Source organism: Mucilaginibacter sp. SG564 (assembly GCF_013149275.1).
GTDB lineage: Bacteria > Bacteroidota > Bacteroidia > Sphingobacteriales > Sphingobacteriaceae > Mucilaginibacter.
This window is the reverse complement of sequence record NZ_JABGNA010000009.1, coordinates 91,825-112,477: the sequence shown is the minus strand read 5'-3', so window position 1 is coordinate 112,477 and position 20,653 is coordinate 91,825. Positions and strand designations below refer to the sequence as shown.

Here is a 20,653-nt window from a genome sequence, read left to right as displayed (position 1 = left end):
TCTTGATTCTTGATTCTCCATTTAAAAAAATATAAGTTTTGGCAATACCGTCTATCTCAGCTTCAAAATTATACGGCGCATTTATCGTTTGCGGGCTGGTTTGGGGTGGCCTGCAAACTTATATTATACATAGCTTTGGCTTTTATTGGTTCACGGCCTCGGCCGACGGGTTCCTGAGCGCCATATTGCTTTCGGGGGCCTGCTGGCTCATCAACAACAACCTGCGTTACTATCAGCCTGGTAAGGGCAGTTACATTAACCTGTTTATCTGGTGTGTGGCATTGGCCGGTATCTGTACCGTGGGCTGCCGATACCTGCTGCCGCTCATCAATACCGATAAGGTGTTTGTGAATTTTGTACAGCAATCCTTAACCATTCGCTTTTTTACCAACTTCCTGGCTATCGGCTGGATGGCCATGATCAGCTTGCTTTGGTATTCGCAGCTGGACCAGAAAGAAACCATGAAACGCAAAACCGAGGCCGAACAACTGGCCCGTGATGCCGAATTGTATAATCTGCGGCAGCAATTGCAGCCTCACTTTTTGTTCAATAGCTTAAACTCCATCAACGCGCTTATCGGTTTTAAACCCGATGAGGCCCGCAAGATGATACACCAACTATCTGATTTTTTACGGGGAACGCTTAAAAAGGACGATCAGCAACAGGTTCCCCTGAGCGAAGAACTGGCACACCTGAACCTGTACCTTGAGATTGAAAAGGTACGTTTTGGGCACCGACTGCAAACCGAAATAAGCTGCGATGATAAATGCGGCACCGCCGTGATGCCCTCCATGCTGCTGCAACCCCTGGTAGAGAATGCCATAAAATTTGGCTTATATGATACCGTTGGCGAAGTAACCGTAAGCATCCGCAGCGAAATGGAGGATAATTATTTGGTACTGATGGTGCAAAACCCGTACGATCCACAAACCTCGCGCCCGCAAAAAGGCACCGGTTTTGGTTTACGCGGGGTACAACGCCGGCTTTATTTGCTTTTTGCCCGTAACGATTTGATGGAAACTCATGGAAATGATAATATATTTACAACCATTATAAAAATACCACAGTTATGAGGCGAGCCTTAATTATTGATGATGAACCTTTAGCACGAATGGTTGTAAAGGAATATCTGCAAAACTTTAGTGAAATTGAACTGATACAGGAATGCGGCGATGGCTTTGAAGGATTAAAAGCCATACAGCAGCATCAGCCCGATCTGATCTTCCTGGATGTGCAGATGCCTAAAATAAATGGCTTTGAAATGCTGGAATTGGTAGAGCAACAGCCCGCTGTAATATTTACTACCGCTTTTGACGAGTACGCCATTAAAGCTTTTGAGGCCCACGCCGTAGATTACCTGTTGAAACCCTTTAATAAAGACCGTTTTAACAAGGCCGTCGAAAAATTCCTGGCAACGGCTCCGGAAAAGCAAGTACCCAAGCAAACCGAAGAACTGCTTGAAACCGCCGCTTCGCAATCGCCAGGACAAAACGAGCGCATTGTGGTAAAAACAGGCACCAAAGTAAAAATTATCCCGGTTGCCGATGTAGAATATCTGCAAGCCGATGACGACTATGTAAGCGTATTTACCAAAGAAGGATCGTACCTGAAAAACAAAACGATGAACTTTTTTGAAAAAACGCTGGATGCCCGCCAGTTTGTGCGCGTACACCGCTCCTACATCATTGCTATACAACAGATCACCCGTATAGATCCATATGAAAAAGACGCTCACCTGGCCATCCTCAAGTCGGGCGCCAAAATACCCGTAAGCAAAACCGGCTACGTAAAGCTGAAACAAGTGCTGGGCATATAAAACAGTATTGAAAAGAATATTGTAGAGACGCATTACATGCGTCTCTTTTTTTGTATCTCGTCTCCCACAATGTCATTTCGAACGAGGACGAGGAGAAATCTTGTACAGTTGGCTTATCCCGTGTATAAGATCTCTCCTCGTACCTCGTTCGAGATGACAACTTGATTTTAACGCATTTTATATTCCCCCCAATTTTTCGTATATTTATATCAATCAACAGCCCGGCTTCCTTTTATCAGGAAGCCGGGCTGTTTTGTTAAAACCCAAACAAGACCCCAAAACCGACCGTTTGGTATGTTTTATTTGACCATCAATAAATTAATACTTTTTAAAGTTTTAAAAACGCATCAAAACCCCTTAAAATTTGTTAAAAAGTGCTAAAATCGACATTTTTTGAATGTTTTCGGATCAGTTTTATGCCGTTTTTGGCAAGAAAAGTGTTAAAATTTAAGGTTTAAAAAGTTTTAGGAGCTGGGAAATGTTAAAATCCGGAATTTTAATCGATCAGCAGCACCATCAGGGCCTCTTCTACCCTGTCCTCGTCCAGGAGTTGTTTGGCTTTCAGATGTAGCTGAAGTTCGCGGGTTTGGCTGTCGCCTATGGTGGCGTCTAATAGTTCTTTGATAGCGGGGTCTTGTTTGTATAGTTCAATGGCATCATCGGCGGGCAGGGTCTCCAGGTTACCCAGTTGCCCCAGGTTGTTGCCGGTAAGTACCCGAGAGTTGCGTATGGCATGCGGTAGGCTATCCACACCTATACCTATTTTAGCATTGGGCTTGGCTACCTTAAACAGGTTATCCTCGGTAACGCGGCAATACCAGTCGCCGCCCAAGCGAGCTACCAGGTCCATTTTAGCCTGGTCGATTTTACCTTCGGCATCCAAAACATGGTCTTTGATATGGATGATCTTGATCTCGGCCAGGATCAGGTTGCCGGCACCCGGAGTATCGCCAAGCGAGATCACCTGGTTCACTACACATTCCAGTTGCACTGGGGCCTCAGCTACGCGGGGTGGTTTAACCAGTTCAGATGCTACAGGGGTTAGCCCCGATTTGATGAATTCGTTTACCCCTTTTGGGTACATAACGCTGGAGAGGGAAACCTGCTGTACCATCTCGTAATCAACAATATTGATCACACATTCCTGAACCTCTAAAATGTTTTGCAGCGTATGTTTGGTAATATTATCCCGCACACTACGCGATGGTGAAAATATACAAACCGGCGGATTGGTACTGAATACGTTAAAAAAACTAAAGGGACTCAGGTTAATATTACCATCCTTATCCACCGTACTGGCTAAACAGATCGGGCGCGGCGCTACGGCATGGTTCAAATAATTTTGCAATTGAAAAATGGAAAGCTCGCTTACTTTGAGTGATAGCATCGGAATTTAACTTATTTCTTTAATGCCAATATCGAAAAATCACTGTTAGCTTTTTTAATGATATTGCCCAGCATCCCCAATCCGGTGATTTCCATTTCAACAAGGTCGCCAGGTTGCAGCCATTGCGGTTTATAATTGGCATCATTGAGCAGGCCGGTTCCGTTCAATTCCAGAAAACAACCTGTACCCACGGTACCTGAGCCTATCACATCGCCGGGCAGCACATCGCAGCCGTAGGCGCAGCGCTCAATGATCTCGGCAAAAGTCCAGTCCATATCGGCCATATTACCTGCCGATACCTGTTTACCGTTTACAGCACAGGTCATTTGCAGGTTGTAACTATTACCGATATGACCAGGTCTGGGCGCTGTTTTATAAGGCTCTAATTCATCGGGCGTTACCAGCCAGGGACCAATCACAGTCGAAAAATCTTTGCCTTTTGCCGGGCCAAGGTTGAGCAGCATTTCTTCCATTTGCAGGGTACGGGCACTCATATCGTTCATGATCATGTAGCCGGCAATAAAGCTATCGGCATCGGCGGCTTTAATATTTCGGCCTTTTTTGTTGAGCACTACGGCTACTTCCAGCTCAAAATCGAGCTTGTTGAAATGGTCGGGCATACATTCAATTTCACCTGGGCCTTGTATGGCATTGTGGTTGGTAAAATAAAATATAGGGTATTGGTCAAATTCGGGTATCATATCCACCTTGCGGTTGCGGCGCGCGGCGGCCACATGCTGCCTGAAAGCATAACCATCGCGGCATGACGTTGGATGAGGCACGGGAGCTATCAGCTCAAAAAACAACTCCTCCTTAGCCTCCATTTTTCCCGAACTAATGGCCTCATGAACGCGCCGGGCATGATCCATCAGTTCATCGCCGCCCCATAAAAACTCGTTCATATTATCGGGGATCAGCTTATCGCAAGAGTTCAGGTTATAAATGTGCTTGTTTATAAAAATACCTAAATGCTCGCGGTCTTCGGTTTTATAGGATACTAATTTCATAAATGGCAGAATTGGTTGAGCCAAAACTAAACATTTTACCGCATGCGTGGTTAAAATATTATGCTTGCATATTAAAAATATTACTTCTAATTTCGTATTAACCATGTTAAGCGTACAAAAACATTTTCTGTTTTCACTGGGCCTCACCAGCATGAGCGATGCCTCATCGTTCAGGGATGCTATGCTTGCCAAAATAGTGCTGGCTCAATACTAATTAGATTTTGGGATCAAGAGACTTTGGGAGTAAGGACAAGTAAGGCTTGTGCCTAATTTCGTACAATCCAATAGTCCCCAAATCCTTATTCCTCCAAAAACTATCCTGATATTTTAAACGTTTTATTGTTAACCAATTAAAACATCATGCCTTTATATCATACATTAGGAGCTATCCCGCATAAGCGGCATACGCAGTTCCGCAAACCCGATGGTTCGTTATATGCCGAAGAACTGGTATCAACAGAAGGTTTTTCGAGCCTTTACTCGCTGGTATATCACGCCTACCCGCCTACTATTGTAAAAACCCTGGGCGAACCATACAGCGTTGAGCCCAAAATAGCGCGCGAAAAGCATCTGAAACACACCAGTCTGATTGGTTTTAATGTAAAGCCTGAGGATGATTATCTGCAAAGCCGTAAACCAGTGCTGGTCAACAGCGATCTGCATATTTCACTGGCTGCACCGCGTAAATCAATGACGGATTATTTCTATAAAAATAGCCAGGCCGATGAAGTAGTTTTTATACATGAAGGCTCTGGCACCCTCAAAACAGGCTTCGGTAATATCAAATTTGTTTATGGCGACTACCTTGTTATCCCCCGTGGTACCATTTATCAGCTGGAATTTGATACGCCCGATAACCGGCTGTTCATTGTAGAAAGCTTTAGTCCGATAAGGCCACCTAAACGTTACCGCAACCAATACGGACAGTTGATGGAGCATTCGCCGTATTGCGAGCGCGATATCAAACGCCCGGCTGATCTGAAAACGCATGATGAAAAAGGCGACTTTAAAATTCTGATCAAAAAACAGGGCTTAATCTATCCATACATCTATGGCACCCACCCATTTGATTTTATTGGCTGGGATGGTTTTCATTATCCATGGGCCCTGTCCATACATGATTTTGAACCGATAACCGGTCGCCTGCACCAACCACCACCGGTACATCAGACATTTGAGGGCAACAATTTTGTGATATGCTCTTTTGTGCCCCGCAAGTTTGATTATCACCCACTTTCTATCCCTGCTCCTTACAACCACAGCAATGTAGATAGCGATGAGGTTTTATACTATGTGGATGGCGATTTTATGAGCCGTAAAAGCGTGGTAAAAGGACAGATCACCCTGCACCCTGGAGGTATCCCACACGGACCGCACCCGGGTTCGGTCGAAAAATCGATCGGTAAGGAATCAACAGATGAATTGGCGGTAATGATAGATCCCTTCCGTCCGCTGATGCTGACCGAAGACGCTATAAAAATAGAAGACGAAAATTATTACAAGAGCTGGCAAATGTGAGCCAAAGGCAAAAAGTTGAAAGCCTAAAGCAATCACTAATTCACTAACTCAATAATTCAATAATTAAAAACCATGCAAACACAAACTTTAGATAAAACACCAGGCACTACAGATTTTTTACCGCTTAACGGTACCGATCATGTGGAGTTTTATGTGGGTAATGCCAAACAGGCGGCCCATTATTATAAAACAGCCTTCGGCTTTCAAAACCTGGCCTACTCCGGACCCGAAACTGGGGTGCGCGACAGGGCATCATACGTATTACAACAAGGCAAGATCAGGATAGTGCTCACCACCCCTCTGCACTCCAATCACCCTATTGCCGAGCATATTAAAAAACATGGAGATGGTGTAAAAGTACTGGCCCTTTGGGTTGACGACGCTTATGACGCCTTTGAACAAACCACCAAACGCGGCGCCGTGCCCTATCAGCAGCCGCAAACCTTTAAAGATGAACATGGCGAAGTGCGCACCAGCGGTATCATGCTGTATGGCGAAACTGTGCATATGTTCATTGAGCGTAAAAACTATAATGGCTTGTTTTTGCCAGGTTATCAAAAATTGGAGAACAACTATAATCCATCCACTGCGGGCCTTTTATATATCGACCATTGCGTAGGTAACGTGGGCTGGCATAAAATGAACGACTGGGTGAATTTTTATGAAGATGTGATGGGTTTTCGGAACATTTTAACCTTCGACGATAAAATGATTAGCACCGAATATTCTGCCCTCATGAGCAAGGTGATGAGTAATGGCAACGGCTACGTCAAATTCCCGATCAACGAACCTGCAGAGGGTAAAAAGAAATCGCAGATTGAGGAATACCTCGAATTTTATGAAGATGAAGGCGTACAGCACCTTGCCCTGGCAACCGATAATATTGTAGCCACTGTAACCGACCTGCAAAGCCGCGGTGTAGAATTCCTGACCGTGCCTACTACCTACTATGATGAATTAACAGATCGTGTTGGTCATATCGATGAAGACCTGGAACCATTGAAAAAACTGGGTATCCTTGTCGATCGTGATGATGAAGGCTACCTGCTGCAAATATTCACTAAACCTATCGAAGACAGGCCCACCCTGTTCTTTGAGATCATACAGCGTAAAGGAGCCAAATCATTCGGTGCGGGCAATTTCAAAGCTTTGTTTGAGGCCATTGAACGCGAGCAGGAAATAAGAGGAAATCTTTAATAAAGGGAATACCCTATCTAAATATATTCTATTAACTATTAGCGAAGTTTTAATTTTAGGCCGGGCAAATTGCCCGGCTTTTTTTCTTAACCCTATTGGAATCGTCCTCAATGAGGGCATTAAAAAGATGACAAAAATAAAAGCCTCGATCCCAGTGTGGAATCGAGGCTTTTATTTTTAAGTGGTACCAACTGGGATCGAACCAGTGACACAAGGATTTTCAGTCCTTTGCTCTACCATCTGAGCTATGGTACCATTCCTCCGTTTGGGGATTGCAAATGTAGCTTTTTTTTTATGTTTGAAAAGTTTTTTTTGAAAAAAGTTTAAAAATATTTGCCAGAAAGCCTGTGTTGATTTTTAAAACTAAACAATTAAACAGTTAATCAGTTACTTAGCTTTAAAGATATTTTTCAATCCTAAAACATTTTTCTCTTTCAACAATTCAATTAACTTTGAATAAAATACTATGCACGCATAATGATTGCACAAGCTATATTTATTATCATCTTAGGAGCCGCCATTTACCTGTTTGCTAAAAACGCAGCCAAAATAAGGCGCAATATATTGCTGGGAAAGGATACTGACCGATCTGACAGGCCTGCCGAACGCTGGAAAGTAATGGCAAAAATAGCTCTTGGGCAAACCAAAATGGTAAAACGCCCGGTGGCTGCCGTGATGCATTTTTTTATCTATATCGGTTTTGTGATCATTAACCTGGAAGTATTGGAGATCATGATAGATGGGGTATTCGGTTCGCATAGAATATTTTCACACCCATTAGGCAGTTTGTATGGGTTTTTAATCGGGAGCTTTGAGGTGTTAGCAGTATTGGTATTTACTGCGTGTGTTGTTTTCCTTTGCAGGCGTAATATTGTTCATTTAAAGCGCTTCACAGGCACCGAAATGACCAGATGGCCCCGGTCTGACGCCAATTATATCCTCATTACAGAAATCTTGTTAATGAGCGCCTTTTTAACGATGAACGCGGCCGATTACAAATTACAGATATTACATTTTAGTCATTATGTTACAGCTGGCAGTTTTCCGGTAAGTTCGCTAATAGCTCCGTTATTGCCTGACAATGCCAGCGCCCTGATTATTGTAGAGCGTGTATGTTGGTGGTTTCATATTATAGGGATATTGGCATTTTTGAATTATTTACCCTATTCCAAGCATTTCCATATCCTGCTTGCTTTCCCCAATACTTATTACTCTAACCTGAACAACAAAGGCAAGTTTACCAATATGGCATCGGTTACCAACGAGGTAAAGGCTATGCTTGACCCATCTTTTGTTCCGGAGAATACAGGTGAGCCGGCACGTTTCGGTGCTAAAGATGTTACCGATCTGAGCTGGAAAAACCTGATGGAGGCTTATACTTGCACAGAATGTGGCAGGTGTACTTCGGTATGCCCGGCTAATATCACGGGCAAGCTTTTATCACCCCGAAAAATTATGATGGATACCCGCGACAGAATTACCGAAGTAGGTAATAACCTGGATAAGCATGGGAAAGACCACGATGACGGTAAAGCTTTATTAGATAACTACATTACCCGTGAAGAGCTTTGGGCTTGTACTACCTGTAATGCCTGTGCCGAAGCCTGCCCGGTGAATATTAATCCGTTAGAGATTATTACCGAAATGCGCCGTTATATTGTAATGGAGGAATCACAGGCGCCTGCCAGCCTTAACAATATGTTTGGCAACGTTGAAAATAATGGCGCCCCCTGGAAATACAGCCAGGCCGACCGCTTTAATTGGGCCGAAAATAATTAAGCCAGCGGTTTTATAATACCTGATCATATGTTACAAGATATTGCAACCATCGAATCAAAATATAAGCTGTTTATCGGAAAAACCGCGGCATCAAAATCGGTGTGGGCGCTAAAGAGCAAAAATGGCTGGGCCAACTCTCATTCTAATGACAGCGAAGATGTAGATGTAATTCCATTCTGGTCAGACAGAGCTTATGCCAAGGCATGTGCCCGGGATGATTGGAAGGGCTATTTACCGGTCGAAATTCCTTTAGCAGAATTTTTAGAAAGCTGGTGCATCGAGATGGCTGATAACGAAGTTTTAGCCGGCATTAACTGGGATACTAACATGTTTGGAAAAGAAAGTACTGCTTTAGATTTGGCAGTTGATGTTTTGGAACAATTGAATGCCATTAACTCGGCAATTAGCTTTAAAAATTATAGTAGTATAAACGAATTTATAACAGAGATCAGTGAGTCACTTGATTAACTGAGGAAAATCATAAATAATGGATCAAAAAATACCTACCATGGCCGATATGGCCGCACAAGGACAAGAGCCCGAAATATTGTTTTGGGTTGGCTGTGCCGGTAGTTTTGACGAAAGAGCGCAGAAGATAACCCGTGATATTTGTAAAATACTCCAACACGTAGGTATTAAGTACGCTGTTTTAGGAACAGAAGAAAGCTGCACCGGCGATCCGGCCAAGCGTGCCGGTAATGAATTTTTGTTCCAGATGCTGGCCATGACCAATATACAGGTACTTGATGGCTACAACATCAAAAAAATAGTAACCGGCTGCCCGCACTGTTTCAATACCATCAAAAATGAGTATCCAGGCTTAGGGGGCAATTACGAGGTGATCCACCATTCACAACTGATACAGCAATTGATCGATGAAGGAAAACTGCGGGCAGAAGGCGGTGAGAGTTTCAAAGGCAAACGCATCAGCTTTCATGATCCCTGCTATTTGGGTCGGGGTAATAATGTTTATGAGGCACCGCGCGCGGCCCTTGAAATTTTGGATACCGAACTGGTAGAGTTGAAACGCTGCAAATCAAATGGCTTATGCTGCGGTGCCGGTGGTGGTCAAATGTTCAAGGAACCCGAGCCCGGCAAAAAAGAGATCAATATGGAACGCATGACCGACATCCTGGAAGCGAAATCTCAGGTTGTGGCTGCAGCTTGCCCGTTTTGTATGACAATGCTCTCCGATGGTGTAAAACATCATGATAAGGAGCAAGAGATACAAGTATTGGATATTGCCGAGATAACTGCCCGGGCAAATGGCTTATAAAGCCTTTGCCTTAAAGTAGCTTAATGCGTTTTTTAAACTATCCAACCGGGCGGCATTCATGTTCCTGACGGGCAACTCCAGTACCGTCGACATAGAGTCTATATCGCCCTTTGGATCCTCATAGGTTTGTACAATAATGTCATCGGCATTGGTACTTAATTCCAGCGTACCGGCTTTATCATCACCCTGGTATTGTACCTGGTTTAAACGGTGTAAATTAAAGGAAAAATATTCCTGCCGGCCATGTTGATAAGTTTTTCTGAGGCGCAAAAAATAATCGTTAGTTAGGGTCAGTTCCCACTTTTTTAATTTAATGTCAGGAGCGGGATTGTATGACTCCGTGAGGCATTTATTACTCCAGCTGAGCCATTCCTGGTCGTCTGTTTGTGGCCTGAAGCTATAATTTAGCCATCCGGCCAATAAAATGAGGGTAAATACTAAAATCTTTTTTGTTTGCGGCTGAAGTGATTTTTTCATGACAACAAAATGTAACCCGAAGTTAATAAATTGATATTTTTGTAAATGGAATTTTCTCAACACTCAAGAGTTTGGATATATCAATCTGATAGGAAATTAACTGATCCGGAAGTGGAACAGATACAGGAGGAATTGGATGACTTTACCATCGGTTGGACGGCCCACAATAACCAATTAAAAGCAGGTGCCGAGATCAGGTATAACCGCTTTTTGATTTTAATAGTTGATGAAAGCCAGGCAGGTGCCAGTGGATGTTCGATAGATAAATCGGTTCATTTTATGAAGCACCTGGAACAGCAGTATCACATCAACCTGTTCGACAGGTTTAATCTGGCATATCGCGAAGGTAGTGAAGTGCTTTCATTACCCCGTCATGCTTTTGAGGATCTTTTGAAACAAGGAAAGATAAATACCGAAACCATTGTTTACAATAACATGGTGCAAAATGTAAGTGAACTGGAAAGTAAATGGGAAGTGCCATTTAAAAATAGCTGGCATATACAATTGTTCAGGGACCTGATAAGTTAAAAGGCGCTTGTAAAAGTGAGTGTGTTTCTATAAATTTATTTATGGAACAGTATGATAACCGGGTAGATCTTTACATCGCAAAATCGGCCGATTTTGCAAAACCGATTTTGGAATACATCCGGGAGCTGGTTCATGAAGCATCCCCGCTGATTACCGAAACCATAAAGTGGGGAATGCCATTTTTTGATTGTAAAGGGCCGGTATGTCAAATGGCTGCCTTTAAACAGCATTGCGCCTTTGGTTTCTGGCGATGGTCGCTGATGAGTGGCGACGCAAACCATACGAGTGATGCCGCCGCAGGCAGTTTTGGACGTGTTACCACTATTGAAGATCTTCCGTCAAAGGAAATATTAGTTTCCTATGTATTGCAGGGCATCGAGCTAAATGAAAAAGGCATCAAAAAGGCTAATCCCAAAAAGAGCCCTGCCGAGAAAGCAGAATTGGTAATCCCTGATTATTTTATGGAGTTTTTGGCGGCCTATCCTAAGGCTGTGCAAGTGTTTCATGATTTTAGTTACTCCAACAAAAAGGAATACGTAGAATGGATCACGGAAGCCAAAACAGAAGCTACGCGCCAAAAAAGAATGGAAACCGCTGCCGAGTGGATGAGCGAAGGTAAATCAAGAAATTGGAAATATAAATAGGCTAAAAAGTGGGTTTACATGGTTTACACTTTTTACGGTTTACATTGATATATCTTGTTGATATATAATAAGTTACATTTAATTTATTGTAAAAAAGCGGGTTTACATGTAAACCCACTCAGGGGCTTATGAATGGATCTTGAGGATGCTTGTATCTTAGAGGGCTGAACCTAAACTTACCAATTATTATTCCCCCCTTAGGGGAGTAGGGACTTAAAAATCCAGCGGGCCCAATCTGCGCATATTTTTCATGATGAGGTATTGCCGGTGCCTCAAATAACGGGTAGGATTGGTGGCCGACCACCTGAGGGGACTCGGGAATATCACCGCTATAGCAGCTGCTTCATGTTTGGTTAAATCGGCGGCTGATTTATGAAAATAAGCCTGCGAGGCTGCTTCGATGCCATAGATGCCATCACCCATTTCAATCTCATTGAGATAAACTTCCATGATGCGTTTTTTGCTCCAGAAAGTTTCGATCAACACCGTGAAGTAAGCTTCAAATCCTTTACGTAGTAATGAACGGCCATCCCATAGAAAAACATTCTTGGCCACCTGTTGCGATATGGTGCTGCCACCAATGAGTTTTTTGCTGTGCGCGTTTTTTTCAATAGCCTTTTCAATGGCACGGAAATCAAAACCATGATGCTCCAGGAAAGTTTGATCTTCGGCGGCTACGGCTGCGCGTTTCATATTGTCGGATATATCGTCAAAATCCTTCCATTGTTTATCAATTTTCCAATCCTTACCAGCAGCCTTACGCTGAAAACCGCGCTCAATCATAAGCCAGGTAAAAGGTGGGTTTACAAAGCGGTATAAAAGCACACCCAATAAGCTTAATCCTATAAATAACAAAAAGGCAAGCTTAATAATTCTAAACAGAAGCCTGGCAATTCCATTGTTCCTGAGTTTTGAAAACCACGACTTTGATTTCGCGCTTTTTTTCGACGATGAGGCTGAGGTGCGTTTCACTATTGATAATAAATTCTATAAAACAGAGAGGGTGCTTTGCCTTGGCAAAACACCCTCTAAAATTCTACAATTAAGTTCAAAACCCGAAATAAAAACTCCGAATTCCGAAATATAAATTACTCTGCTACTACAGAGAAAGGTACTTGTACTTTTACTTCTTTGTGCAGGTTAATGTTAGCAACATAATCACCAACAAATTTTGGTTCCTGATCAAAGGTAATGCGACGACGGTCAACCTCAAAACCTTCTTTTTTCAATGCATCAGCAACTTGAATAGTGTTGATAGCACCGAAAATTTTACCGGTTTCACCAGCTTTAGCACCGATGGTCAGTTTTACACCTTCTAATTTGGCAGCTACAGCATCGGCATCCTTGCGGATTTTTTCTTGTTTAAACTGAGCTTGTTTCAAGTTTTCAGCTAAAACTTTACGGGCGCTTTCGGTAGCTAATATGGCATATCCTTTTGGTAAAAGATAGTTACGGCCATAACCTGGTTTTACATTTACGATATCGTCTTTGTCACCCAGGTTTTTTACATCTTGTTTTAAAATAACTTCCATTTCTTTAAATCTCCTATTATTTTAATGAGTCTGTAACATAAGGTAACAAACCGATATGACGGGCACGTTTAACAGCCTGAGCTACTTTACGCTGGAATTTTAATGAAGTACCAGTTAAACGGCGTGGTAATACTTTACCCTGATCGTTAATGAACTTTAATAAAAAGTTTGCGTCTTTGTAGTCGATATACTTAATGCCATTCTTTTTGAAACGGCAGTATTTTTTACGGTTATCCTCCACTTTTGGAGCGGTAACGTATTTAATTTGTTCGTTAGCCATTAGTTTGCGTCCTCCACTTTAGCTGCTGGTTTTTTGTTGAAAGCACCGCTGCGTTTTTTGTCATTGTAAGCAATGGCATGTTTGTCCAAAGCAATGGTCAGGAAACGCAAAACACGCTCATCGCGCCTTAACTCAACCTCCAATTTATTAATTAATTCACCTGGAGCCTTAAATTCAGTTAAGTGATAGTACCCTGTAGTTTTTTTCTGGATAGGGTACGCTAATTTTCTCAAACCCCAATTATCCTCCTGGACAATTTCGGCTCCGCCATCAGTTAAGATCTTGCTAAATTTGGCATTAGCCTCTTTAGCAACCTCTTCTGATAACAACGGGGTTAGAACGATCACGATTTCGTACTGTTGCATTATTATACTTTGATTTTTAATTAATTACCCGCTATAACGGGGCTGCAAATGTAGAAAGATTATCTGTATTTATCAAATGTTTTTAGATATCGTAGTTAAATTGTTTAAGCATAAAATAAAGATCAAAATATATATTTGATGAAAAATTCAACATGAAAAAATACCTAAGCCTTATTATCACGGTTTTTATACTTGGTTGTGGCACTGCTAACGCCCAAACAGAACCAGGGCCGGCACAGCAAAAACTGCTTGATTCGATCTGTACTTGTATGTCTAAAATTGATATCTCAAAGATAAAAACGGCCAAAGAAGCAAACGATGTTTTTATGCAATGCTTTACGGCCCATGTGGATCTTTTGGCCGATGTGGCTAAGGAACAAAACGCGGAATTTACCGATGATGAGGCTATGAACCGGATAGGTACAGAAATAGGCAAAAATTTAATCAAACGCAATTGCTCGTCATTTGTAAAATTGGCGGTGATTATGGGACAAAAGGATGGGAATGAAGCCACGCCGGAGCAAACAACTACCGGAGTATTAAAACGAATAGATAACAAAGGGTTTAATTATATAGTTTTAACTGACAATACCGGCAATGAAAAATCTTTTATCTGGCTTCGTCAGTTTCCGGGGTCAGAAAACTTCATGAATGGAGTTGCTAAATACGCCGGAAAAAAAGCAAACATCAAGTGGCAGGAGATAGAGGTATATCTGCCACAGGCTAAAGGTTATTATAAAGTAAAAGAAATTTTAAGTATTGATATTTTATAAATAATGATCATTAAACTTAACTTATGAAGTTTATCTTTATAGCCGTAGTTAACATGTAAATCATTTTTTATGGAATTTATAGACCTTGAATATCAAGATGCAGCAATACCGGCCTATAACAACAACATGGTGATGGTAGTGCCCGGTGAAGACGACGAGTTTGAAAGCGATTGGAACGATGAGGATGATGATTTGGATAATCAATTAGACGATCTGCATGAAATTCAGGTAGATGATGATCTGGGTGAACCCGATCCGGAGGATGATTACCCTCAGCCCGATGACGATGATGAATAAGCCGGAATAGTTTAATTACATAATCATTCCATCGGCACTTTAACTTCAGGCATTTTCTTGCTAACTTCGTAGCTGTGGATAATTTTATTGTTTCGGCCCGTAAATACCGCCCGGCTACTTTTGAAACTGTTGTTGGTCAGCAACATATAACCAACACGCTTAAAAACGCTATTAGAAATAATCAGCTGGCGCAGGCATTTTTATTCTGCGGGCCGCGTGGTGTGGGTAAAACTACCTGCGCGCGTATCCTGGCTAAAACTATCAACTGTACCAATTTACTCCCTAACGGCGAAGCTTGCGGCGAGTGTGCTTCATGCAAGGCATTTGAGAATGGCAACTCCTTTAACGTTCATGAGCTGGATGCCGCTTCAAACAACTCGGTTGATGATATCAGGAGCCTTATTGACCAGGTACGGATACCACCACAGGCCGCACGTTACAAAGTCTATATCATTGATGAGGTGCATATGTTGTCGCAGGCGGCTTTTAACGCCTTTCTGAAAACGCTCGAAGAACCGCCTCATTACGCCATATTCATACTGGCCACTACCGAGAAACATAAAATACTGCCTACTATACTTTCGCGCTGCCAGATATTTGATTTTAACCGTATCCGGGTGGAGGATATGGCTGCGCACCTGGCCTCTATTGCCGGTAAAGAAAATATCAGCTATGAACCCGATGGCTTACATATTATAGCGCAAAAAGCGGATGGCGGTTTACGTGACGCCTTGTCTATGTTTGATCAGATCGTTAGTTTTTCTGGTGGCAAGGTGACTTATCGTTCGGTAATTGACAACCTGAACATACTTGATTACGATTACTATTTCAACATCACCGATAGCCTGTTACAGGAAGATACAGGCAAAGCGCTGTTGTTTTTTGACGAGATATTATCACGGGGCTTTGATGGAGCTCACTTTATAGCCGGTCTGTGCGAGCATTTCCGGAATTTGCTGGTGACTAAAGATCAATCAACTTTAAAGTTACTTGAGGTAAGCGAGGGTATCAAAAACAAATACCTGCAGCAATCGCAAAGTAGTCCGGTATCGTTCCTGCTTTCGGCTATGAATATTGCCAACCAATGCGATATCAATTATAAGCTGAGTAAAAATCAAAGGCTCCAGGTTGAGCTCGCATTGCTTAAGATGTGCCACTTATCTTCGGCATTTAATATGGTAGCTTCGCCGCTTACAGCAACATCCGCCGCAGACGGGTCATTAAAAAAAAAACCTGATACCTCAGCAGTAACAACACCAGTACAAGCTAACAAAATAGTTAACGAATCGCCGGTATTGAGTGATACACCGCTATCTTATAATACCACAAAACCACAAACCGTTGAAAATAAACAGGTAGCAGAATTAAAAGAACAACCGTCTGCCGAGAAGCCAAAAATATTTATACCCTCCCCAAGCCTGGGTTCGTTATCCATAAAAATACCCTCGCTTACCGATACCGGCAAAACGCCTGAAGAAGAAGCCGATGAGGAAGACCCTTATTTGAAAGGTGATGACCGGGAGGATTTTACCATGGATAACTTTTTACAATGCTGGAGCGATTTTGCCGCCAAGATCAAAACCGATGGTAAAAAAAACCTGGTAACCATATTTATAGCCAATGCCCCGCGAATGCTTAAGCCTTATGAGTTTGAGATAGTAGTGGGTACCAAATTGCAGGAAAATTTATTTAAAGAAGAAAGGCCCGCTTTGCATAATTATCTGCGGGGCCGCTTAAAAAACTTTACCATTGAAGTAAATGCACGTGTAGATGAACAAGAGGTGGTAAGAAAACCATATACAGCGATAGAAAAATTTCAGTACCTGGCTGCCCGTAATCCGCAGCTCGTGGACCTCCGCAACCGCTTTAATCTTGATTTTGATTAGGAGATTAGTGAGTTGTGAGTGAAGAATAGTAAGAAAACTCACAACTCATCACTCACAGCCCAAAACTTATTTTAAAAATTCCGAATCATTTTTAGGATAACCTTCTTCATCCAGATCGTCACGGTCATCTTCCGGAGTGTGTGCTAATGCAGAATCTGCAGGGTCTACCTCTACAATATCGCCCTCGTCAATGTGCATGCCAAGATCGTCAACATCTGTTTCCAATGATCTTTTTCCGGCATATTCGTCATCGGTATCGTCATAGGGGTTGGCCTCGTCATAAGTGGAATTCATATCGTTACCATTTTTAACCGAGGTTTTGTACGGGTCAGGATGATCATAATCCGGATCGTTGCTTTTTACATCATATTCAAAGCTATTATCATCAGGGTTGTAATTAAGGTTTTCCGTGTCGATGGTTTCGCCTAATTCATCCTTTAATGTTCTGTCCCGATCGGCGCTATTATCATTTAAAGCGTCATCGTCTTCATAATCATCATCAAATCCGGGGTTTATATTTTGATTGTTCATCGTTTTTTGCTTTGATTAAATATACCAAAAAACCTTGCCAAAATTCAAAAAGAGCAATTAATAATATATCTGTTTGCGGTACGATATAACACGGCCTATGGCCACTTTTATGCCCAGGCTTAACTGTGTAAACGCGTCTTTATAGCGGCCGGTCTTGTATCCGTCAAGGTTATCATCTAATACCTTGTTGTATTGATAACCCAGGTCTATTTTGATGCTGGGTTCATTGTACTGGTTAAACAACTTTATCTCGTAGCCCAGCCTTATGGGTATATAAGGTATCTGACTGTTATTATCACCCGGAGCTTGAACACCTGCCGGCAATGTGTTATCTCCTCCCCTTTTTACATGGTTCACCAGATACCCAATACCTGTTGAAATGTAAAGGCCTTTAAACGCATTGGCTACCTGACTCTGTGAATAATCTATCACCTCTCCGGCCTGCAGCTGCACCCTTAAGCCAAAGGCCCAGAAATGATTTTCAAATGTACGGCCATAGCCCAGACTGGGGTCACCGGCTTTAAGCTTACCAAATTGGCCTTCGACAACATAGTTTACAAATGGGCCATGGTTATATGTAAAATTAAACTGGGCAGATGGCGTGTATTTTAAAGCCTTGGTTACATCTGTACTGATAGGATAATTGAGACCGACCGCGGCGCCAACATCATATTGTGCATAGTCGTAACCTAATTGGGCTTTTGCTAAAAATGCGGCTGTACATAAAATAAACGTGAGGGCTGTTCTTAATATCAGTTTTGTCATAAATAGACATTAGGGGGCTATTAATTGGCAATCTGTTTTAATTACCAACGTTGAGTTTCATCAAAATAGTATCTGTGCCTGCAAACACAATAAACTTGCCATAATAAACAGTTAGTCAAAACTAAATCAATAAATTTCATTTGCTATTAATGGAAATGGTAAAGTCTATTTAATATATTTGAAGCCATTAAAATAAAAAACAACAACATCAGGTATGTCAAAAATTAAAGTAGAAAATCCGGTAGTTGAACTGGATGGAGATGAAATGACCCGAATTATCTGGAAATTTATCAAAGACAGGTTGATAATTCCTTATCTTGATCTTGATATCAAATATTATGATCTGGGTATCGAGTATCGTGATGAAACTAATGATCAGGTTACTGTTGATGCCGCAAATGCTATTCTAAAATATGGCGTAGGTATTAAATGTGCCACTATTACACCTGATGAAGCCCGTGTAGAAGAGTTTGGTTTAAAACAAATGTGGAAATCGCCAAACGGAACTATCCGCAACATTTTGGATGGTACCGTTTTCCGTGAACCCATTGTAATGTCCAACGTACCGCGCCTGGTTCCTAACTGGACTGCCCCTATATGTATTGGCCGTCATGCATTCGGCGATCAGTACCGTGCTACCGATTTTGTTACTAAAGGAAAAGGTAAACTAACCGTAACTTTTACTCCCGAAGATGGTGGTGCAGAGCAATCATACGAAGTGTATAATTTTAAGGGCGATGGTGTAGCCTTAACTATGTATAACACGGATGAATCTATCAAAGGATTTGCACACGCCTGCTTTAACCAGGCATTAATGAAAGGCTGGCCTTTATATTTATCAACCAAAAACACCATCCTGAAAAAATACGATGGTCGTTTTAAAGATATTTTTGAAGCGATTTATCAGCAGGATTACAAACAAAAATTTGCTGAGGCCGGTATCACTTATGAGCACCGTTTAATTGATGATATGGTTGCATCTGCTTTAAAGTGGAACGGTAACTTTGTATGGGCTTGTAAAAACTATGACGGCGACGTACAATCAGATACCGTAGCGCAAGGTTTTGGTTCATTAGGTTTAATGACCTCTACCCTGGTTACACCAGATGGTACCGTTATGGAAGCCGAAGCTGCGCATGGTACAGTAACCCGTCACTACCGCGAGCACCAGGCTGGTAAACCAACTTCAACAAATCCTATCGCTTCTATCTTCGCATGGACAAGAGGTTTGGAATTCCGTGGTTTGTTGGATAACAACCAGGAATTGGTAAACTTCTGCAAAACTTTAGAGCAGGTTTGTATCGAAACTGTTGAAAGCGGCAAAATGACCAAGGATTTGGCCATCACCATTAAGCCAAAGGTTGAACATGGTACAGATTACCTTTACACCGAAGAATTTTTAGCTGCAATTGACGAAAACCTGAAAGTTAAATTAGGTAAATAAGCAATAGTTAAAACTATAGGAAAACCCGCTCTTTACTAGCGGGTTTTTTTGTGCCTATAAGTTTTTAGTAAAAAAAGCTGAATCGGTTTACCTGTTTCTTTTTTAACTACTAACTTAGCGATATAAAAACAAAACCGATGTCAGCATTATATCCGTTAAAATTTAAAACTATTTATAAAGACAAGATATGGGGTGGTCAAAAGATCAAAACCTATTTACATAAAGATTTTGGTTCGTTACCAAACTGTGGCGAAACCTGGGAAATATCGGGTGTAAAATCTGATGTATCTGTAGTTGATGATGGTGCGCTCGCAGGTGAGTCGCTTGCCGATCTGCTGGAGAAATATCAGGGCGAATTGGTAGGTGAAAAAGTTTACGCGCATTTTGGTAATATATTCCCTTTGCTGGTAAAATTTATCGATGCCAATGAAGATCTGTCTATCCAGGTGCACCCGAATGATGAACTGGCCAAAAAGCGCCACAATTCATTTGGAAAAACCGAAATGTGGTATGTAATTGAAGCCGACCCGGGTTCAACACTGATAGCGGGTTTTAATCAGGAACTTACTGAGCAAATTTATCTTGATAAATTTAATAACGGGCATCTTACCGATATTTTGAATAAAGAAGATGTTACAGCGGGCGATGTGTTCTTTTTACCGGCAGGCAGGGTACATACCATTGGTAAAGGTTTGCTAATCGCCGAAATTCAGCAAACATCTGATATCACTTACCGTATATATGATTTTGACCGGGTTGATGATAAAGGCAACAAGCGCGAACTGCATACTGAAGAAGCCCTGGCCGCTATCGACTATAAACATTACCCAGAGTATAAAACCAAATATCAGCCTAAAAAAGACGAAACGGTAAAACTGGTTACTTGCCCGTACTTTACAACCAACCTGCTTGATTTTACACATGGTACTTCTAAAGATTACTCAGCATTGGATTCATTTGTGATCCATGTGTGTGTGGAGGGGGATTATACTATCAAGTACAATGAAGAGGCATACACTGTAAAAATGGGTGAATGCATCCTGCTACCTAAAAACATTGACCAGGTTGAGCTGGAAACAACCGGTGGCTTTAAAATACTGGAAAGTTATATTGAATAGTATAGCAATGAGTACAGGTACCATATTAAAGTA

General features: G+C 41.9%; 23 protein-coding genes and 1 tRNA gene. 14 read left to right on the top strand and 10 right to left on the bottom strand.

Translation table 11 applies throughout. The annotated features are described in order from the left end of the window. The first annotated feature begins 38 nt into the window (after positions 1 to 38). On the top strand, positions 39 to 1,073 hold the full coding sequence (locus tag FHW89_RS21015; RefSeq protein WP_253952283.1) for a sensor histidine kinase: 1,035 nt from the start codon (positions 39 to 41) through the stop codon (positions 1,071 to 1,073). Next, positions 1,070 to 1,816: a LytTR family DNA-binding domain-containing protein gene (locus tag FHW89_RS21010; RefSeq protein WP_172337015.1), complete on the top strand. Its 747-nt coding sequence runs from the start codon at positions 1,070 to 1,072 to the stop codon at positions 1,814 to 1,816. Before FHW89_RS21015 ends, FHW89_RS21010 begins: the two co-directional genes overlap by 4 nt. Before the next feature lie 496 nt (positions 1,817 to 2,312). Here FHW89_RS21010 and FHW89_RS21005 read toward each other — a convergent pair whose 3' ends face one another. Further along, entirely contained in the window at positions 2,313 to 3,203 is an 891-nt protein-coding gene (locus FHW89_RS21005; protein WP_172337014.1) for a flavin reductase family protein, read from the bottom strand. An 11-nt stretch (positions 3,204 to 3,214) separates the two neighbouring features. Then, a complete protein-coding gene (locus tag FHW89_RS21000) occupies positions 3,215 to 4,210 on the bottom strand; it encodes a fumarylacetoacetate hydrolase family protein (RefSeq protein WP_172337013.1) in 996 nt (331 codons plus the stop codon). A gap of 360 nt (positions 4,211 to 4,570) precedes the next feature. Here FHW89_RS21000 and FHW89_RS20995 point away from each other — a divergent pair, with 360 nt between their 5' ends. Both FHW89_RS20995 and hppD read left to right on the top strand, forming a co-directional pair. Beyond that, positions 4,571 to 5,728, top strand: coding sequence for a homogentisate 1,2-dioxygenase (locus tag FHW89_RS20995; RefSeq protein ID WP_172337012.1), 1,158 nt, complete (start codon positions 4,571 to 4,573; stop codon positions 5,726 to 5,728). A gap of 72 nt (positions 5,729 to 5,800) precedes the next feature. Next, positions 5,801 to 6,925 carry a 4-hydroxyphenylpyruvate dioxygenase gene (gene hppD, locus FHW89_RS20990; RefSeq protein ID WP_172337011.1) on the top strand — a complete coding sequence of 375 codons (1,125 nt, stop codon included), beginning with the start codon at positions 5,801 to 5,803 and terminating at the stop codon, positions 6,923 to 6,925. Positions 6,926 to 7,107: 182 nt separating this feature from the next. On the opposite strand, the gene FHW89_RS20985 is transcribed toward hppD, so the two are convergent. Next, positions 7,108 to 7,180: transfer RNA gene (locus tag FHW89_RS20985), tRNA-Phe, on the bottom strand. Positions 7,181 to 7,402: 222 nt separating this feature from the next. On the opposite strand from FHW89_RS20985, the gene FHW89_RS20980 reads away from it, so the two are divergent. Genes FHW89_RS20980 through FHW89_RS20970 form a run of 3 tightly spaced genes read left to right on the top strand, consistent with a single transcriptional unit; the run spans position 7,403 to position 9,980 of the window. Next, on the top strand, positions 7,403 to 8,704 hold the full coding sequence (locus FHW89_RS20980) for a (Fe-S)-binding protein (RefSeq protein ID WP_172337010.1): 1,302 nt from the start codon (positions 7,403 to 7,405) through the stop codon (positions 8,702 to 8,704). A 27-nt stretch (positions 8,705 to 8,731) separates the two neighbouring features. Beyond that, on the top strand, positions 8,732 to 9,172 hold the full coding sequence (locus FHW89_RS20975; RefSeq protein WP_172337009.1) for a DUF2750 domain-containing protein: 441 nt from the start codon (positions 8,732 to 8,734) through the stop codon (positions 9,170 to 9,172). 19 nt (positions 9,173 to 9,191) lie between these two features. Next, a complete protein-coding gene (locus FHW89_RS20970; RefSeq protein ID WP_172337008.1) occupies positions 9,192 to 9,980 on the top strand; it encodes a (Fe-S)-binding protein in 789 nt (262 codons plus the stop codon). Here the strand turns inward: FHW89_RS20970 and FHW89_RS20965 are convergent. Then, the gene (locus tag FHW89_RS20965; protein WP_172337007.1) at positions 9,975 to 10,457 is read right to left on the bottom strand and encodes a hypothetical protein; all 483 of its coding nucleotides are present in this window, start codon (positions 10,455 to 10,457) and stop codon (positions 9,975 to 9,977) included. The two genes, FHW89_RS20970 and FHW89_RS20965, sit on opposite strands and share 6 nt — an antisense overlap. Positions 10,458 to 10,502: 45 nt before the next feature. Between FHW89_RS20965 and FHW89_RS20960 the strand changes: the two genes are divergently transcribed. Together FHW89_RS20960 and FHW89_RS20955 are read left to right on the top strand one after the other, a co-directional pair. Then, entirely contained in the window at positions 10,503 to 10,985 is a 483-nt protein-coding gene (locus FHW89_RS20960; RefSeq protein WP_172337006.1) for an ABC transporter ATPase, read from the top strand. Between the two features lie 41 nt (positions 10,986 to 11,026). Next, positions 11,027 to 11,629 (top strand): YdeI family protein, encoded by a 603-nt coding sequence (locus FHW89_RS20955; protein ID WP_172337005.1) that lies wholly within the window; start codon positions 11,027 to 11,029, stop codon positions 11,627 to 11,629. A 213-nt stretch (positions 11,630 to 11,842) separates the two neighbouring features. On the opposite strand, the gene mtgA is transcribed toward FHW89_RS20955, so the two are convergent. The 4 genes from mtgA to rpsF all read right to left on the bottom strand — a co-directional run bounded on the left by mtgA (position 11,843) and on the right by rpsF (position 13,806). Further along, positions 11,843 to 12,523: a monofunctional biosynthetic peptidoglycan transglycosylase gene (gene mtgA / locus FHW89_RS20950; RefSeq protein WP_172337135.1), complete on the bottom strand. Its 681-nt coding sequence runs from the start codon at positions 12,521 to 12,523 to the stop codon at positions 11,843 to 11,845. Positions 12,524 to 12,717: 194 nt separating this feature from the next. Then, positions 12,718 to 13,161, bottom strand: coding sequence for a 50S ribosomal protein L9 (rplI, locus tag FHW89_RS20945; protein ID WP_172337004.1), 444 nt, complete (start codon positions 13,159 to 13,161; stop codon positions 12,718 to 12,720). Between the two features lie 16 nt (positions 13,162 to 13,177). Further along, a complete protein-coding gene (rpsR, locus tag FHW89_RS20940; protein ID WP_022833472.1) occupies positions 13,178 to 13,441 on the bottom strand; it encodes a 30S ribosomal protein S18 in 264 nt (87 codons plus the stop codon). After that, positions 13,441 to 13,806 carry a 30S ribosomal protein S6 gene (gene rpsF / locus FHW89_RS20935; RefSeq protein ID WP_172337003.1) on the bottom strand — a complete coding sequence of 122 codons (366 nt, stop codon included), beginning with the start codon at positions 13,804 to 13,806 and terminating at the stop codon, positions 13,441 to 13,443. Before rpsF ends, rpsR begins: the two co-directional genes overlap by 1 nt. Positions 13,807 to 13,958: 152 nt before the next feature. Here rpsF and FHW89_RS20930 point away from each other — a divergent pair, with 152 nt between their 5' ends. From FHW89_RS20930 to FHW89_RS20920, 3 genes are all read left to right on the top strand, one after another. Then, on the top strand, positions 13,959 to 14,579 hold the full coding sequence (locus FHW89_RS20930) for a hypothetical protein (protein WP_172337002.1): 621 nt from the start codon (positions 13,959 to 13,961) through the stop codon (positions 14,577 to 14,579). A gap of 69 nt (positions 14,580 to 14,648) precedes the next feature. Further along, a complete protein-coding gene (locus tag FHW89_RS20925) occupies positions 14,649 to 14,876 on the top strand; it encodes a hypothetical protein (RefSeq protein ID WP_172337001.1) in 228 nt (75 codons plus the stop codon). Positions 14,877 to 14,950: 74 nt separating this feature from the next. Next, positions 14,951 to 16,762, top strand: coding sequence for a DNA polymerase III subunit gamma/tau (locus FHW89_RS20920; protein ID WP_172337000.1), 1,812 nt, complete (start codon positions 14,951 to 14,953; stop codon positions 16,760 to 16,762). Positions 16,763 to 16,828: 66 nt separating this feature from the next. Here the strand turns inward: FHW89_RS20920 and FHW89_RS20915 are convergent, their stop codons facing one another. After that, a complete protein-coding gene (locus FHW89_RS20915) occupies positions 16,829 to 17,293 on the bottom strand; it encodes a hypothetical protein (protein WP_172336999.1) in 465 nt (154 codons plus the stop codon). 57 nt (positions 17,294 to 17,350) lie between these two features. After that, the gene (locus tag FHW89_RS20910; protein ID WP_172336998.1) at positions 17,351 to 18,058 is read right to left on the bottom strand and encodes a hypothetical protein; all 708 of its coding nucleotides are present in this window, start codon (positions 18,056 to 18,058) and stop codon (positions 17,351 to 17,353) included. 214 nt (positions 18,059 to 18,272) lie between these two features. On the opposite strand from FHW89_RS20910, the gene FHW89_RS20905 reads away from it, so the two are divergent. Beyond that, complete coding sequence (locus tag FHW89_RS20905; RefSeq protein WP_172336997.1) at positions 18,273 to 19,502, top strand: NADP-dependent isocitrate dehydrogenase; 1,230 nt, start codon at positions 18,273 to 18,275, stop codon at positions 19,500 to 19,502. Between the two features lie 137 nt (positions 19,503 to 19,639). Then, positions 19,640 to 20,620: a type I phosphomannose isomerase catalytic subunit gene (locus FHW89_RS20900; protein WP_172336996.1), complete on the top strand. Its 981-nt coding sequence runs from the start codon at positions 19,640 to 19,642 to the stop codon at positions 20,618 to 20,620. Positions 20,621 to 20,653: the final 33 nt, after the last annotated feature.